12 protein-coding genes are annotated in these 15,665 nt (G+C 36.9%); 7 read left to right on the forward strand and 5 right to left on the reverse strand.

Annotated features, from left to right (window positions below; translation table 11 throughout):
- Positions 1–616: 616 nt before the first annotated feature.
- Positions 617–2,446: an ArnT family glycosyltransferase gene (locus MW688_RS24125; RefSeq protein WP_486738563.1), complete on the forward strand. Its 1,830-nt coding sequence runs from the start codon at positions 617–619 to the stop codon at positions 2,444–2,446.
- On the opposite strand, the gene MW688_RS24130 is transcribed toward MW688_RS24125, so the two are convergent.
- Positions 2,423–2,563, reverse strand: a complete 141-nt coding sequence (locus MW688_RS24130; RefSeq protein ID WP_486738564.1) for a hypothetical protein — start codon at positions 2,561–2,563, stop codon at positions 2,423–2,425. The two genes, MW688_RS24125 and MW688_RS24130, sit on opposite strands and share 24 nt — an antisense overlap.
- A gap of 795 nt (positions 2,564–3,358) precedes the next feature.
- Between MW688_RS24130 and MW688_RS24135 the strand changes: the two genes are divergently transcribed.
- Positions 3,359–5,212, forward strand: coding sequence for a fatty acyl-AMP ligase (locus tag MW688_RS24135; RefSeq protein ID WP_486738565.1), 1,854 nt, complete (start codon positions 3,359–3,361; stop codon positions 5,210–5,212).
- Positions 5,209–6,435 carry a glycosyltransferase gene (locus MW688_RS24140; RefSeq protein WP_486738566.1) on the forward strand — a complete coding sequence of 409 codons (1,227 nt, stop codon included), beginning with the start codon at positions 5,209–5,211 and terminating at the stop codon, positions 6,433–6,435. Before MW688_RS24135 ends, MW688_RS24140 begins: the two co-directional genes overlap by 4 nt.
- Positions 6,436–6,699: 264 nt before the next feature.
- Here MW688_RS24140 and MW688_RS24145 read toward each other — a convergent pair whose 3' ends face one another.
- The 3 genes from MW688_RS24145 to MW688_RS24155 form a co-directional block, all read right to left on the reverse strand.
- The gene (locus MW688_RS24145) at positions 6,700–8,463 is read right to left on the reverse strand and encodes a putative 2-aminoethylphosphonate ABC transporter permease subunit (protein ID WP_486738567.1); all 1,764 of its coding nucleotides are present in this window, start codon (positions 8,461–8,463) and stop codon (positions 6,700–6,702) included.
- A gap of 39 nt (positions 8,464–8,502) precedes the next feature.
- Complete coding sequence (locus tag MW688_RS24150; protein WP_486738568.1) at positions 8,503–9,678, reverse strand: putative 2-aminoethylphosphonate ABC transporter ATP-binding protein; 1,176 nt, start codon at positions 9,676–9,678, stop codon at positions 8,503–8,505.
- A 76-nt stretch (positions 9,679–9,754) separates the two neighbouring features.
- Positions 9,755–10,843: a putative 2-aminoethylphosphonate ABC transporter substrate-binding protein gene (locus tag MW688_RS24155; protein WP_486738569.1), complete on the reverse strand. Its 1,089-nt coding sequence runs from the start codon at positions 10,841–10,843 to the stop codon at positions 9,755–9,757.
- 998 nt (positions 10,844–11,841) lie between these two features.
- On the opposite strand from MW688_RS24155, the gene MW688_RS24160 reads away from it, so the two are divergent.
- From MW688_RS24160 to MW688_RS24175, 4 genes are all read left to right on the forward strand, one after another.
- Entirely contained in the window at positions 11,842–12,108 is a 267-nt protein-coding gene (locus MW688_RS24160) for a hypothetical protein (protein WP_486738570.1), read from the forward strand.
- Between the two features lie 401 nt (positions 12,109–12,509).
- Positions 12,510–13,229, forward strand: a complete 720-nt coding sequence (locus tag MW688_RS24165; protein ID WP_486738571.1) for an HAD family hydrolase — start codon at positions 12,510–12,512, stop codon at positions 13,227–13,229.
- Between the two features lie 4 nt (positions 13,230–13,233).
- Positions 13,234–14,355: a TIGR03364 family FAD-dependent oxidoreductase gene (locus MW688_RS24170; protein WP_486738572.1), complete on the forward strand. Its 1,122-nt coding sequence runs from the start codon at positions 13,234–13,236 to the stop codon at positions 14,353–14,355.
- On the forward strand, positions 14,352–14,864 hold the full coding sequence (locus tag MW688_RS24175; RefSeq protein WP_486738573.1) for an HD domain-containing protein: 513 nt from the start codon (positions 14,352–14,354) through the stop codon (positions 14,862–14,864). Before MW688_RS24170 ends, MW688_RS24175 begins: the two co-directional genes overlap by 4 nt.
- 303 nt (positions 14,865–15,167) lie before the next feature.
- Here the strand turns inward: MW688_RS24175 and MW688_RS24180 are convergent, their stop codons facing one another.
- Entirely contained in the window at positions 15,168–15,395 is a 228-nt protein-coding gene (locus MW688_RS24180) for a hypothetical protein (RefSeq protein ID WP_486738574.1), read from the reverse strand.
- Positions 15,396–15,665 lie beyond the last annotated feature (270 nt).

Consider the following 15,665-nt stretch of genomic DNA (forward strand, 5'->3'; position numbering starts at 1 on the left):
TTCAAAACTCATTACTCATTACTTCAAAACTCATTACTCATTATGGTGCGTTACGCGCTCCGCGCGCACTTCACACCCTACTTCTGTCATTCACAATTATTTAGATCTTAAATTACAATTATATATTATAGCATTAGAAAAAATAGTTATAGCAAGCTCGCAAATAGATGTTTACAGTTATTATGAAAAGGCCCTCCCTTGGTAAGCTATCCTTTATAAACATCTTTCTTAACATAAAACTTGACAAAAACACCAACTTGTGATTATGTGCTTTTTCAGATTTTGTTTAAGAAAATAATGTATAGTAATATACATTTTATCCAAAACTTAAGTAATTTTACTTAAAACCCCTCTCCCTGCTCCCGTGCTCCGGTGCTCCCTGCTATACAAGGGTTTGGTGAGTTGCTTATAAAGCATAGCGCAGGTTCGGGGGGTTGGGGGGAAAAGTTTATCTAAATTTATCCGTTAACCTTTCTCAGTAGACTAAAAAAAGCTATAGCATTTCAAAGGACTCATGAGGTTGTACCTAACTCCTGCCTCCTGCCTCCTGCCTCCTGCCTCAAAAGGACAACCTTTGTACCTCACCAGCCTTAAAAAGGCTATATATTACACTCTGATGTTAAATAAACTGTTATTTCCTCAACAAGAATCAAAAGCCAATCGGTTAATACTAATTTTTTCTGTAATCGTATCAGCTTTAGCTATTGTTATCGCTAGTTTACGGCAAGTAGGAACTTTTGGAGTAGAATCAGATTTTTATGGAGTTTATGCCTTACAAGCTGAAAGAATTCTCTCGGGTGAGACTTATACCTATCAACATAATCCTCCCGGCTATTGTCTTCTGTTGGCTGCTGTCACTTGGGTAGTTGGAGATGCTTTTACAGCAGGTAAGTTAATTAGTGTTGTTAGTTTATTTATTCTAACCCTATTAGTTTATCAGCTACTTAAACATTTATTTGACTACTCAATCGCTTTTTTAGTGACTATTTTGAGCACTCTTACCCTATTTAGCGCTTCATTTTTAGCAGCTACAGATATTTGCAGCACTTGTTTAATTATTTTATGTATCTACTTATTAATAATTCCCTCATCCTTAACTAAGGGAAGATATTTTTTACTTGGTCTTACTGCCGCTACAGCTTATTTATTCCGTACTAATGCAGTTTTTTTAGTAGTCGGCATTATTATCTCTATTCTACTGATTAATTATCCTCAGGAAAAAATTAAGCAGCAGTTAACTAATTTAGTTATTTTTTTAAGTGGCTTGATAATTCTTCTGACTCCTTGGTTGATTTATAATTGGCAAGTAAATGGTAGCGCTTTTGGTAACACGGCTTATCTACAGATAGCGGCACACTTCTATCATCCTTCTGGGGATAATTGGATTACCTCTATTCATAGTATGGAATCAGAATTTAGTTCTTTATCGGAAGTTATTTTAACTAATCCTAGGCTAGTATTTACTACTTATTTTCAAGACATATTATTTTTAAATATAGTTAAACTATTTATACCTTTACAATTATTAGATATTCCCTATTTACAAATCATTGCTATCTTCCCATTTTTATGGATATCTACCGGACTATTTAGTTTAATCAATGATTTGAGGAGAAAACCAGTAATTAATAGCTTTGATAAGTTGACTAGGTCAAAGATAATTATTTTTCTCATAATTAATCTTCTTGGGTATTTAATTTTAGCTTTGGTAGGATTCCATCGTCGTTATTATTTTTTTATTTATCCCTTAGTGTTGTTATTAAAAATTTATCCTTTCAAGAAATGGCTCTTCCATATTTATGGTGATAAGCAAAACTTATCCTTTATTATAGGGAACAGGGGAGCAGGGGAGCAGGGAGCAGGGGAGCAGGGAGCAGGGGAGCAGGGGAGCACCGGAGCACCGGAGCACCGGAGCAGGGGAGCAGGGGAGCACCGGAGCACGGGAATAGGGAATAGGGAACTTTACCGAAAGTGTCCTAACAGTAATGGCAACTACTATAAGTTGAGATTATTGGCTTCTAAATGTTTAATAATCAGCTTACTAGTAGGCATCTTAATTGCCACAGGAGTGGAAACCTATTTAACTATAAAAACTGAACCTAGATATTTATTACCAATAGCTACAGCGATTAATCAGGGTAATTCTAGAGAAAAAATTATGATAGTGCGTAAACCTCACTTAGCTTATTTAGCTAATTTACAACCAGCTTTTCCTTTAGCGGAAACAACAGAAGAATATTTAACTGTAGCTAGAGAAATAGGCGCAGACTATTTAGTATATAGTGAGTATGAAGCTAGTTTGTGGTCGGGTTTACAAGCATTAAAACAACCAGAGAAATTAGCACCCGAGTTTCAACTAATTTATCAAGATGTAGTTAACAAAGTACTTGTTTATCAAAGAATTAATCATGAGTATAGCTTTTCAATTTTTGATGATTTCGATTAAGATTGTTAAGTCAGTTTCCTCTCTTTTTAATTGGATTATATCTGCTGGTAAACCTGCCTCAACAACAAGTCTTTTATAATCTTCTTCATCTCTTTCAATCAGAATCCAATTCGCCATATATTCTATCCAAGGTCGATAAGGATTATTTTTCGCAATATTTGTCAATAAAAACTAACTCTAAAAATGAGTTAACCGATTGCTTTAACGGTTCCATTAGACATCTACCAAAAAAATAAAACGTAAGTATAGTATGGGTTTGAGTTGATTTTTCCTAGATTACATTGGCTAATGCAATTTCAGAAAAAAAGATTGAGTTTGTAATATGATTTTCATTATAGCTGAACTCTAAATTTTTACAAAAATATTTCAACGACTCAGAGCTTTCGTCTTTACCTCAGACCCTCGCATCTTTACCTAATGTTACTGGTTGTGGATGAATAATGAGTAATTAGTTTGAAGTTTTGAAGCAGCATTAGTAGGGTGTGTTAGGGCGAAGCCCGTAACGCACCATTAGATGAGTTTTGAAGTAATGAGTAAGAAGGTAGCCTGTAGGTTGGGCCCCTTGTCACGAAACCCAACATTATATTAGTAGTTGTAGTGGTTGAGTCTTGAAATTGTGAAGTCTTTAAGTAACAAGAGGATTACCTAACTTTCAAGTTAAAATTTCTCTGATACAATATTTTTATTTACATACCTAAAACTCAGACCAAAGCACGCAAGTACAAAAGTACTAAATAGGCCAACAGGCAAGAATCAATTTTTAAGGGGTTAGGATCAATTCTTTAACTCATTACTTCCTCACTCATTATTCATCCACCACAAGTAACTTTTGATAAAGATGCGAGGGTCTGAGTAAAACCTGCCACCTAACACCTGCCACCTGCCACCTAAAACCTAAAACCTAATTATTATATGACCACAATAGATAAAGCTGATTTAACCCTAGTAGATTTATTAGAAATTAGAGCCCAAAACCAAGGAAAGGAAACTGCCTATCGCTTTTTAAAAGATGGAGAAATAGAAACCGACTCATTAACCTATCAAAAGTTAGCCACAACAGCAAAGGCGATCGCCACTTATTTACAGGCTCTACAACTAACTAACCAAAGAGTTATAATTATTTATCCCTACGAAGAAGCTTTAGAATTCATTACAGCTTTCTTTGGCTGTTTATACGCCCAAGCAATTCCCGTTACCTGTCACCCGCCGCTAAGTCGTCACGGATACCAAGAGATACAGAGTCGTCTGCAATCCTCCCAAGCAACAGCGATAATAACTCACAATAGTCTGCTTGATAAATTAAAAAAACAAATACAAACACCAGAAGATAGTAACTTTCACTGGATAACCACCACAGACATTGCCAGTCATCTTGCCTACGATTGGGTTAAACCCCCAATAACTCCAGAAACTCTAGCCTTTTTACAATATACATCAGGTTCTACGGGTCATCCCAAAGGAGTAATGCTTACCCACGCAAGCGTTATTTACAATCAAAAAATGCTTGATCAGGCATTTGCACCTACCTCCACCTCTATTGGAGTTACTTGGTTACCTCTCTTCCACGATATGGGGTTAATCGGATTAGTAATTCAGTCTTTATATGTAGGAAGACCTTCGATTTTTATGTCTCCCCTGGCCTTTATTCAAAAACCAGTCCGTTGGTTACAGGCAATTTCTAAATACAGAGGTACCATAAGTGGAGCCCCTAACTTTGCCTATGATTTACTCTCTACTCATGTTACTCCTCAACAGCGAGAAAGTTTAGATTTAAGCTGTTGGGAATTAGCTTTTTCTGGTGCAGAACCAATTTTAGCGGAAACAATCGCCAAATTTACCTCTATCTTTGCTGATTGTGGTTTTAAACCCGAAGCCTTTTATAGTTGTTACGGCATGGCAGAAGCTACTCTCTTAATTACTGGTGCGCCCAAAAATAAACCCCCAGTAATTAAATACCTCCAAGAAAAGGCTTTACAAAAAAACCAAGTAGTAATGGCATCTCAAGCCAAATCAGGACATATACCTATAGTAAGTTGTGGTCAACCCTTACTAGACGAAAAGATTCTTATTGTCAATCCCGATTCTCATCAACCCTGTCAAGATAGAGAAATCGGGGAAATTTGGGTAGCAGGTTCTGGTATAGGTAAAGGATACTGGCAAGATACAAAACGCACTCAAGAAACATTTTTAGCCTATACTCAAGATACTCAAGAAGGACCATTTTTAAGAACAGGGGATTTAGGTTTTTTAGTAGAAAAAGACCTATTTATCACCGGACGTTTGCATGATGTCATGGTATTTTCAGGACTTAATCAATATCCCCAATTGATTGAAAAAACTGTAGCGGCTTGTCATCCTGCCTTAAAAGCTAACGCTACGGCCGCCTTTTCTGTATCGATAGAAGGAAGAGAACGCCTAATTATTGCCCAAGAAATAGAACGTAGTTATCGCCACAACTTTGATTTAGAAGCCATAGTAGCCTCTATTCGTTGGCAGGTATTCACTGAACATTTTGTAGATGTTTATGGCATTTTGTTGTTAAAACCCGGTGGTATACCCAAAACTTCTAGCGGTAAAATTCAACGTTATGTATGCAAAACCAAATTTATAGATAATAGTTTCAATATTCTAGACCAGTGGATTTGTCCAAAAGAAGAACTTACTGATATGACTTCAGTATTGAATAGATACATGAATCCTATCACTCACCTACGACGCTATCTAATTCTAACTAGAGCTAAGTTAAAAAGTGTATTAAAAAGATGAAAATTGCTATCATTGCTTCAGGGTTTTTGCCAGTAACTGATGGAGTAGCAATCTCCCTTTGGCATCGTTTGCGTTATCTGAGTACTCACAATCATCAAGTGTTATTATTCTGTCCTGACTATAGCACTCTTAGTGATATATATCCAGATTGGCAGCAATACCAGGGAGAAATTTTCCCCAACGTCAAAGTAATTAATCTTCCGAGTGAGCCTTTTTTGCATCTCCAGGGGGAACTTAATCTTACTCCCAAGGCTTATAAAATTATACTTAATCAACTCTATGATTTTACTCCAGATTTACTGCACATAGATGAACCAGAAAGACTTTGGCTAGGATGTTTCAAACGTCCCGGAATTGACTATGCCAAACAAGCGAATATTCCCTGTGTAAGTTTTTTCCACACTAATTTCATAGAATATTTAGAAGACTATCTTTTTTTGCCGAGAATACTTTTAAGCAGTATTCAATTAGCTATGAGATATCATCGCAACTGGATTTACAATGCCTATGATTTAACACTAGTATCTAGTACCACTACTGCCCAAAAATTAACTAATTTAGGCTTTAAAAAAGTAGTAAATGCTCAATTACTAGGAGTTGACGCTCAACAATACCAAAATCAAACTAAAACAGCCAATTACTTCGCCAAATACTATCAAATCCAGGAAATTGAACAGAAAATTAAAATTATCTTAATTGGACGTCTGACTCCTGACAAAGGTTGGTATTTTTTACTTAATTCTCTGACTCAATTAACTAAAACTATTAATTGTGATAATTTAGCTTTGATTATTGTAGGTGAAGGACATTTAAAAGGGGAAATTCAAGCAAGATTTACTCAATTTTCTCTCCCTTGTTATTTTTTAGGGCGTATTAATCCAGAAAAAATACCTTCACTACTAATCAACAGTGATATTTATCTTACTACCTCAGAAAGAGAAACTCGCGGCTTAACAGTTTTAGAAGCCATGGCTGCTGGCATACCTGTAATAGCACCTCGTGCCGAAGGTATAATTGATAGTATTCAATCAGGAGATAATGGATTGTTATTTACTCCTCAAAATGTCTCTGATTTTATTGCTAAACTTCAAACAGCTATTAATAACCCTCAGTGGCGAAGACAAATTTATCAACGCCGTTTCTCAATACTTCAGGAGTATCAATGGAATCAATGTGTGGAGAATTTAGTAACTATTTGGACTACTTATATCTTGCACTCCTAAAAAAGTACAGAAATTGACCAACAGGCTCCGAATCAAGTTTTAAGCGTTTAGCATTAATTCTCTTACTCATTACTCCTTACTTCAAGACTCATTACTCAACAACAACCAGTAACATTAGGTAAAGATGCAAGATTTGAGGGGTAGTGTAGCAAAAATGTTGAGAAAACTTGGAAAATACCGAAAATGCTATCTGTGACTGACTTACAATAACATATTTTCACTGTATCAACACTTTTATCTCACTACCATATAACTGAGAGGGAATTAACGCTTCAACCAGGCTTGACTACGTTTTTCTATACCTTGAGTAAACAACCAGTAGAAAAATCTAACCACCAAACTAGTAACTACCAACAAAGTTGACATAGCTGCCGCTGAAGCGGTATCGCCCGCATCATCCATATTAACAATAGCAATAGCTGCTAAATTAGCATTATCAGGACGTAAAAAGATAATCGCCGATACCGTAACCATGGAGTTGATAAAGTAATAAATACCAATACTCAAAATAGTAGGTAAACATATCGGCAGAGTTACTCGCCAAAAAGTTTTGTAAAATGGTACAGACATAGAAGCAGAAACTGCCTCAAATTCTGAATCTAATTGTTTTAAAGCAGTACTAGCGGTGAGAAAACAGACTGTATAAAAGTGAACAACAGTACACAGGACAATCAAAAGTAAAGACTTATTACCAAAAGGATTGGCAATTACCAAATCTCCCAGACGTATTCCCAACTTACCATTATTAACTATCAAACTATCATCTACCACAAAGAAAAAGAGATAGCCTAAACCGAGTACCAATCCTGGTAAAGCTAAGGGCATAGTAGAGAGAAAATAATTAATTGAACGCAGCAAACGTAAATTTTTACCCTTTTCGACTAGATAGGCACCAGTAAACACCAAAATAGTCCCAAAAATCGCTGTTAATAGAGACATCAAAATACTATTCCAGTACGCATTATAACCGCCTCCGGCAACTCTACTAAAATCATAGTTACTGAAACTAAATTTAAACTCATAGAAATCGTAGGGCCAAATTTTAATGACTGAAGCCAGAATAATTGTAGCAAAGACGATAATTGCCGCTAAAACTACTGCTGTGCAAAAAATGAGCATCAAGGTATCAAGTAACTTATTAGGTTTTGGTTCAAGAGGCACAGCTTTAGCGCTAACTAATGATGTTTGTCTTCTTTGAATGATTCTATCTACCACAAAAGCGATAATTGTTGGGATGAGTAAAAACACACTAATAGTCGCTCCCATAGAGAAGTTTTGTTGTCCAATTACCTGTTTATAGATGTCTGTAGCTAGAACATTAAAATTACCCCCTACAACTTTTGGTACACCGAAATCAGTAAAAGCGAGGGTAAAACAAACAAAAACAGCGCTAATTAAACCATACTTAACACTGGGTAGAGTTACGGTTAAAAAAGTTCGCCATTTAGGTGTTCTTAATACTTCTGCCGCTTCATAGAGACGAGCATCTGTTAAGCTTAAGGCTGTAGTTAAAATTACTAAAGCTTGGGGAAAACAGTAGAGACTTTCACCCAGGATTATACCAGTAGAACCATATAGACCAATATCCCAACCCATCCTCGTGATAATACCCTGTCTACCAAATAAGTAAATTAGACCAATGGCATGGGCTAAAGGGGGAATATACAAAGGCAACATACCTAGGGTATTGAATAACTTTTTACCAGGTATGGCAGTTCTAGTTAAGGCATAGGCAAAAATAAAAGCTAGAATCACTGATATAATAGTACTAGCGATCGCCACATAAAAACTATTAAAAAAAGAAGCCAATAACTTGGGATTACTTAGATATTCTAGATAATTGGTTAATCCAATCCAATTACCTTGTTTATCTTGAAAACTTCGAGAAAGAATAGGATAAAGAGGAAAAACCACTGCTAGGAGTAGCCATACAGTAGATAATCCTAAAACAATGCGCATTATCCAATCTTCTCTGGTAATTATGGGTTTAATTACCTCTGGTTTAGTATTAGTTGAAGTAATGGTCATAATGAATGATTTACTCGAAATAATTTATCTTTTTTGCCCTTATTCTTCTGGAAAAACTTGTATTTTATCTGGGGGAAACTGTAACCTTAAATTAGAACCAGTAGTTAAATCTAGATTTCTCACTTCCTGACTAGATAATTCAACGGTCATTACTTCTTTAGCATCTCCTTCGGGAAATAGACTCACATGATAATTAGATCCTAAAAATTCTACCGCTTTAACTGTAGTATTAACCACATTTTCTAACTGATTGGCGCCAGAAGCATCTACTAAACGAACATTTTCAGGACGAATAGCAATACTTACAGGAGTATTAGTACTAAAATCCTGGTCATCGTTAATTTTCAAATTAATGTTCCCGCAGCGTACTTGATTAGGTGCAGTAATAACTCCCTTAAGAAAGTTCATCACACCGATAAAATTAGCCACAAAAGGAGTATTAGGACGTTGATAAATAGCGTGAGGAGAACCTACTTGAGCGATGTAACCCTTGTTCATCACCACAGCTCTATCCGCCATAGCTAAAGCTTCTGCTTGGTCATGAGTTACCATAATTGTGGTAATGCCTAAACGTTTTTGTAGTTGAGTTATTTCTGTACGTAGTTTAACCCGAACTTGAGCATCTAAAGCCGATAAAGGTTCATCTAGAAGTAACAGACCAGGAGAAAGGGCCAAAGCGCGGGCTAAAGCTACCCTTTGTTGTTGTCCGCCAGACATTTGGGCTGGATATTTATGGCCGATTCCTTCTAATCCCACCATAGTTAGTAATTCTTCCACACGGCTTTTTATTTGTTCCTTATTAGTCTTGGCATTTTGCAAGCCATAGGCAACATTTTGACTAGCAGTCAGGTTAGGAAACAAAGCATAGGACTGGAAAACAATACCAAAGTCTCTTTTAGAGGCGCTTAAACGGGATACATCTTGACCTCCTTGAATAATTTTGCCTGTGGTTTGAACTTCTAAGCCTGCAATAATTCGGAGGAGAGTAGTTTTACCACAACCACTAGGACCGAGTAAACAGACAAATTCTCCAGGATAGACATCTAAATATACATCTCGCAAGGCTACGAATTGACCGAAATGTTTACTCACATTTTCGATTTGAAGATAGGGTTGAGTGGAATCTTGAACAGGGGAAGAAGTAGAGAGAGAGGAAATATCTCTAGACACTTGATTGTTAATACGGACTTTAGGAGGTTCTGAAAAATTAGTCATGATGATTATCTCTTGTTTAAATAAATAACCCCTATCTTTAATTTCAGATAGGGTTAGAAGTGATGGATGGACTTAATTAAGATTTAGGTTCAGATTTACCATCGTAACGAGCTGACCATTCTTTTAAAATGCGATCGCGGTTTTCTGCTGCCCAATTAAAGTCATTTTCAATTAACTGGTCTACAGCAGGGTCGGGAAAACCTTCTGGGGGCTTCACATTAGTTTTTGTCGCTGTTACAGCAAAGTTTTTAGCATATTCTTCAGAAATTTCTGGAGTAATCGCCCAATCTAAAAAGGTTTTCGAGGCTTCTTTGATTTCTGGCTTTTTCACTAAAGCATTAGCTTCAATATCCCAACCTGAACCTTCTTTAGGGAAGACTGCTTCTATGGGTTCCCCATCATTTTTCTGTTTAACTGCACGATAGCCGAAAGAAATACCGATGGGATATTCTCCAGTTCCTGCTACTTTACAGGGTTTTGACCCGGAGTGCATATATTGAGCGATATTTTCATGAAGTTTATCTAAATATGCCCAACCTTCTTCCTCGCCTTTCATTTGTAAGATTGCTGATACTGATAAATAACCTGTTCCAGATGATGCGGGGTTAGACATCACAATTTGATCTTTGTACACAGGGTTAGTTAAATCTTCCCAAGATGTAGGGATAGGTAGTTGTTTATTTGCCGATTCAATTGTATTTACACAAAAGGCAGACATCCACACATCAATTCCTACCCAGCGCGGTGGGTCATTGCTATCTCTAAACCTAGGTTCTACATTTTCTATACCTTGAGGGGAATAAGGTTCTAAAATTCCTTGTTGGTCTGCTAATAGTAAACTAGATGCTGCTGTTCCCCAGATTACATCTGCTTGGGGATTATCTTTTTCTGCTAGGAGTTTAGCGGTTACTATTCCTGTGGAGTCTCTAACAATGTTGACTTTTATATCAGGATGTTGTTTTTCAAATAATGGTAAATAGGTAGCAATTTGATCGTCTTCTAGGGCTGTGTATACTGTAATTGTCTCTCCCCCTCCTGCATTAGCTACAGGTGTAGCTCCCTGATTTGTACCTGTATTCTCTACATTAGTACAGGAGGCAACCAAAGTTACTATTAAGAATGCGGCTAAAAAGTTAGCCATAAACCTTCTAAATATTTTAGACATACTTAATAAAGTGTTTTAATTTATCTGTGATTTTACAGATTAGTTTAATTCTCTAAGGTTAAGTTTTGGTTAAGAACTGGTTTTGATTTCTAAAGAAAAGATAAAGAAATTGGGCTAGTAAGAAATAAAAAGATATCTAAGAAAATATTAAATAAATATTTTAAAAGATTTATGGTAGCTATAGTTTGTAGGTTGGGCCCTTGTCACGAAACCCAACAACATAGCGATTTTTGCACTCATTGTTAAGGAGAAAAGATCCCTCTATCTATTATACTTATAAAAAAAATGGTGCATTACACTTAGGGTTTTAGACCCGACAAAGCTGGCCTTAAATATATAATAAGAAACAGAAGGAATGAGCGATCGCACCAGAGCCGAAAATCTTGATTTATCAATTTAACCTTAAATACTACATAAAGCTGCAACTGAAATCCTTTTTGATAATCTTGCTTCGTGAATATATTTATTTATAGCAGTTACCATGACTGGCCATGATCATAAAATTATCTCTATTCCCTCAATAATGAAGATAGCTCAATTGTCAGAAGATGATTTCTAGTGGGATGCCGAAGACATTATCTAGCTATTTAGCCGCACTCTTTAGTGTACTATACAGCAATAGGGTTTGGTGCCACTGTATAACTCCTCTCTGGTGAGGAAAATACTCACTCTAAGCGATGAAAAGCGATCGCTCAATTGGTTATTTGTAGTAATATGTTACATTGAACATTTCAGACCCAACAAAGCTGGCCTTAAACTCAGACCCTCGCATCTTTACCTAATGTTACTGGTGGTGGTTGAGTTTTGAAGTAATGAGTTAAAGAATTAATGCGATCGCCCTTAAAAATTGATTCTCACCTGTTGGCCTATTTAGTACTTTTGCACTTGCGTGCAAGATATGAGTTAAATATATTTAAAGGAGTAGAAGTAATGGGCGATCGCACTTTTTATCTCTATTTCATGCTAATATAAGCTATAAATAGATTATTCTAGTTACCATGAATCAGTGTATTAATCCTGATTGTCTTACTACTAATCTCCCAACTAGTAAATTTTGCCACAAATGCGGTAACACTCTACTCCTCCAAGAACGTTATCGGCCCTTAAAACTCATTGGAAAAGGTGGTTTCGGTAAAACCTTTTTAGCTGTAGACGAAGGTAAACCCTCTCAACCCTATTGTGTGATTAAACAGTTCTTTCCTGAGATCGAGAGATCTGATATTGTAGAAACGGCGGAGCAACTATTTAACATGATGTATATGTAAAGTTTGCAGATAGTATAGGTTGGGGAAAAAGACAAAGCTGGTTGAGCTATTCAGGATTAACTTTCAATAAATATTTCCCAAAAGCACACTTCCCATATATTATAGTATGTCGTTCGGGCGTTCTGAGGAACTGGGCATTGTGGTTTGGCATGTGGGTGTTTATGGATCCGAAAAGTTTGGTTATCTCTTTTCTTTTCTCTAAACTAGATCAAATATCTTAGCCTTAGATCTAAAGTTACTACTCGCAAATAAATACCCAATTCTTGAATATGTATGTTACACTACATAATTTTGATTTTACACAAAATAATAAAATATTAAATTAATCTAAAAAAAGATAAATTGTAACTATAATAACAGCTAAAATAAAGAAGTAATTATACTAAAAATCAATATTAACAATGCTAAAAACTCGTTTGATTGTTTTTGACATGGCAGGAACAACAGTAAAAGATAACTCTGAAGTTCTTCAATGTTTTCAACAAGCAGCAGCTAACAGTGGTTTAAAAGCTTCCACAGAAAAAGTAAACTCTATGATGGGGTTACCTAAGCGCCGAGTATTCGAGGTTCTCTGGCAAGAACAAATAGGAACAGATACTCCCGATTATAATCAAAAAGTAGAATCGAGCTACATTCAATTTAAACAAATATTAAACGAATATTATCAAACTCAACCAATAGAACCCACCTTAGGTTGTTTAGATACTTTTTACTGGTTAAAAAGCCAAGGAATAAAAATAGCTCTTAACACGGGTTTTTATCGAGAAGTAACAGATATTATTTTAAATCGTTTAGGGTGGAATCAGGGTTTAGATAGTAATTATATAGGTTCAGAAAATAGTTTAATTCAAGCTTCTATTACACCTTCAGAAATATACAATCAAGAAGGACGCCCCGCACCTTTTATGATTCAAAAAGCTATGTATAAACTAGGGATAACTAACCCTCAAGAAGTAATCGCTGTGGGTGATACCCCCTCAGATTTAGCAGCGGGTAAAAATGCTCACTGTCTGATGGCTATAGGTGTTACTAGTGGTACCCATAGTAACCAAGAATTAGCAGCACATCCCCATGATTATCTAATTAACACATTACAAGAACTCCCAGCAATTATTACATAAAACCATGAATAACTATAAAGATATCGCTATAGTAGGTGCCGGAATTGTCGGTTTAGCCCATGCTTTAGCCGCTGCGAAAAAAGGTCTGCAAGTAGTAGTATTTGAACGGAATAGCTATGCAGTAGGGGCTTCTATTCGTAATTTTGGTATGGTTTGGCCAATTGGTCAACCTCAAGGCTATCTCAGAGAAAGAGCGATGAGAAGTAGAGAAATTTGGCAGGAAACAGCGTCAAATGCTCCATTTACACTAGATACCTGTGGTTCTCTTCATTTAGCCTATAGAGAAGATGAAATGGCGGTATTAGAAGAATTTGTAGCTAAAGAAACCGAGGGAAATGTATCTCTACTTACTGCCTCGGAAGTCGCCGATAAAAGTCCAGCAGCAGTAACTAGAGGATTACTTGGAGCACTCTACAGCAGCACAGAATGTACCGTAGATCCCCGAGAAGCGATCGCCTCTTTAGCAAAATTACTTGAAGAGAAATATCAAGTAGAATTTCGATTTAATACCGCCGTTACAGGGATTAACTATCCACAGATTCAAGCAGGGGATGAGATTTGGCGAGCAGAAAAAATATTTATCTGTAGTGGCAGTGACTTTGAAACTCTCTACCCCTCTATCTATTCGGCTTCAGGCATGACTAAAGTTAAGTTGCAAATGATGCGCACTTCCCCTCAACCAAATAGCTGGAAATTAGGACCATCCCTCTGTGGAGGTTTAACCCTAACTCATTATAGTTCCTTTGCTGATTGTACCTCTCTAGAGGCTCTTAAAGAGAGAATTAAATCAGAAACACCTCATTTTGTTGAATGGCATATCCATGTAATGATGTCTCAAAATGGACTAGGGGAATTAATCATTGGAGACTCCCATGAATATGGATTAACCCTCGATCCTTTTGATCGTGATTTTATTAATCAATATATCCTAGATTATTTACAAGGCTTTGCTCATGTACCAGAATTAAAGATAGCAGAGACTTGGCATGGAATCTATGCTAAATTACCCGGAAAAACCGAGTATATGGGAGACCCTGAATCGGGAGTGACTATTGTCAATGGTTTAAGTGGCGCCGGGATGACTCTGTCTTTTAGGTTAGCAGAGGAGAATATTGCTAAACTATGAGCTTAAAAACAATTAAAGAAATTCTACTAACCCAAGGACAAAAACAGTATGGTGGTGAAGCTGTATCCCAACTAGAACACGCCCTTCAATGTGCTTACTTAGCTGAAAAGGCTGAAGCTACACCGACAATGATTATGGCCTGTTTACTTCATGATTTGGGTCATTTAAAAGGAATTGGCGATCGCCATGAGGAAAGCGCTTTGGATATTCTTGGGGATTTATTCGGAGAAGAAGTAACTGAACCGATTAGACTGCATGTAAAAGCTAAACGTTATCTTTGTGCTGTAGAATCTGATTATTGGTCCTCTCTTTCTCCGGCATCTCAGCAAAGTTTAATCAGGCAGGGAGGAGTATTTTCTCTAACCGCAGCTGAGGAATTTTATCAATTACCCTATGCTGCCGAGGCGATTCAACTGAGACGTTGGGATGAGGAGGCGAAAATTCCTGATTTGCCTACACCAGATTTAGATCATTTTCTTAGTAATTATATTGTGTCCGTTTTATTTTGACAATGAATAATTATATTGAATTTTTGTCAATTATAAGTTGACAAAAACTGACGTGGTGACAAGGTGGCTAAAACTCAGACCCTCGCATCTTTACCCAAAATTACTGGTGGGGGTTGAGTAATGAGTAATGAGTAAAAGAATGGATCCTAATCCCTTAAAAATTGATTCTCGCCTGTTGGCCTATTTAGTACTTTTGTTCTGGTGCAAGATATGAGTAAAAAGCTTGTGGAGATTAAATTTGCTCAAATTCAGTATTTACATTCTAACTCTAGTATGAGGAGCGATCGCTTATATACCTCACGCTTATGAATGAAAAGATCGCCAACTGAATAAAAAAACTAGGTAGCGCAAGCCGAAGAATGGGCGCAAGCCGAAGAATGGGCGCAAGCCGAAGAATGGGCGCAAGCCGAAGAATGGGCGCAAGCCGAAGAATGGGCGCAAGCCGAAGAATGGGCGCAAGCCGAAGAATGGGCGCAAGCCGAAGAATGGGCGCAAGCCGAAGAATGGGCGCAAGCCGAAGAATGGGCGCAAGCCTTGCGCCCCTACTACTGATTTACGTTGAAATTAATAAAAATAACTGGCAATAACTTTTCAGCTACGTAGGGTGCGTTAACGAAGTGTAACGCACCACAACACAATTAGCTCAAATTCAGTATTTACATTCTAAGTCTAGTATGAGGAGCGATCGCTTATCTACCTCACGCTTATGAATGAAAAGATCGCCAACTGAATAAAAAAACTAGGTAGCGCAAGCCGAAGAATGGGCGCAAGCCGAAGAATGGGCGCAAGCCGAAGAATGGG

Source organism: Johannesbaptistia floridana, assembly GCF_057440575.1.

Excerpts from the sequence above, each read along its gene's own strand:
- MW688_RS24170 (WP_486738572.1), top strand. The coding sequence starts at position 13,234 with ATGAATAACTATAAAGATATCGCTATAGTAGGTGCCGGAATTGTCGGT.
- MW688_RS24175 (WP_486738573.1), top strand. The coding sequence starts at position 14,352 with ATGAGCTTAAAAACAATTAAAGAAATTCTACTAACCCAAGGACAAAAA.
- MW688_RS24160 (WP_486738570.1), top strand. The coding sequence starts at position 11,842 with ATGAATCAGTGTATTAATCCTGATTGTCTTACTACTAATCTCCCAACT.
- MW688_RS24155 (WP_486738569.1), bottom strand. The coding sequence starts at position 10,843 with ATGTCTAAAATATTTAGAAGGTTTATGGCTAACTTTTTAGCCGCATTC.
- MW688_RS24165 (WP_486738571.1), top strand. The coding sequence starts at position 12,510 with ATGCTAAAAACTCGTTTGATTGTTTTTGACATGGCAGGAACAACAGTA.
- MW688_RS24135 (WP_486738565.1), top strand. The coding sequence starts at position 3,359 with ATGACCACAATAGATAAAGCTGATTTAACCCTAGTAGATTTATTAGAA.
- MW688_RS24125 (WP_486738563.1), top strand. The coding sequence starts at position 617 with ATGTTAAATAAACTGTTATTTCCTCAACAAGAATCAAAAGCCAATCGG.
- MW688_RS24130 (WP_486738564.1), bottom strand. The coding sequence starts at position 2,563 with ATGGCGAATTGGATTCTGATTGAAAGAGATGAAGAAGATTATAAAAGA.
- MW688_RS24150 (WP_486738568.1), bottom strand. The coding sequence starts at position 9,678 with ATGACTAATTTTTCAGAACCTCCTAAAGTCCGTATTAACAATCAAGTG.
- MW688_RS24145 (WP_486738567.1), bottom strand. The coding sequence starts at position 8,463 with ATGACCATTACTTCAACTAATACTAAACCAGAGGTAATTAAACCCATA.
- MW688_RS24140 (WP_486738566.1), top strand. The coding sequence starts at position 5,209 with ATGAAAATTGCTATCATTGCTTCAGGGTTTTTGCCAGTAACTGATGGA.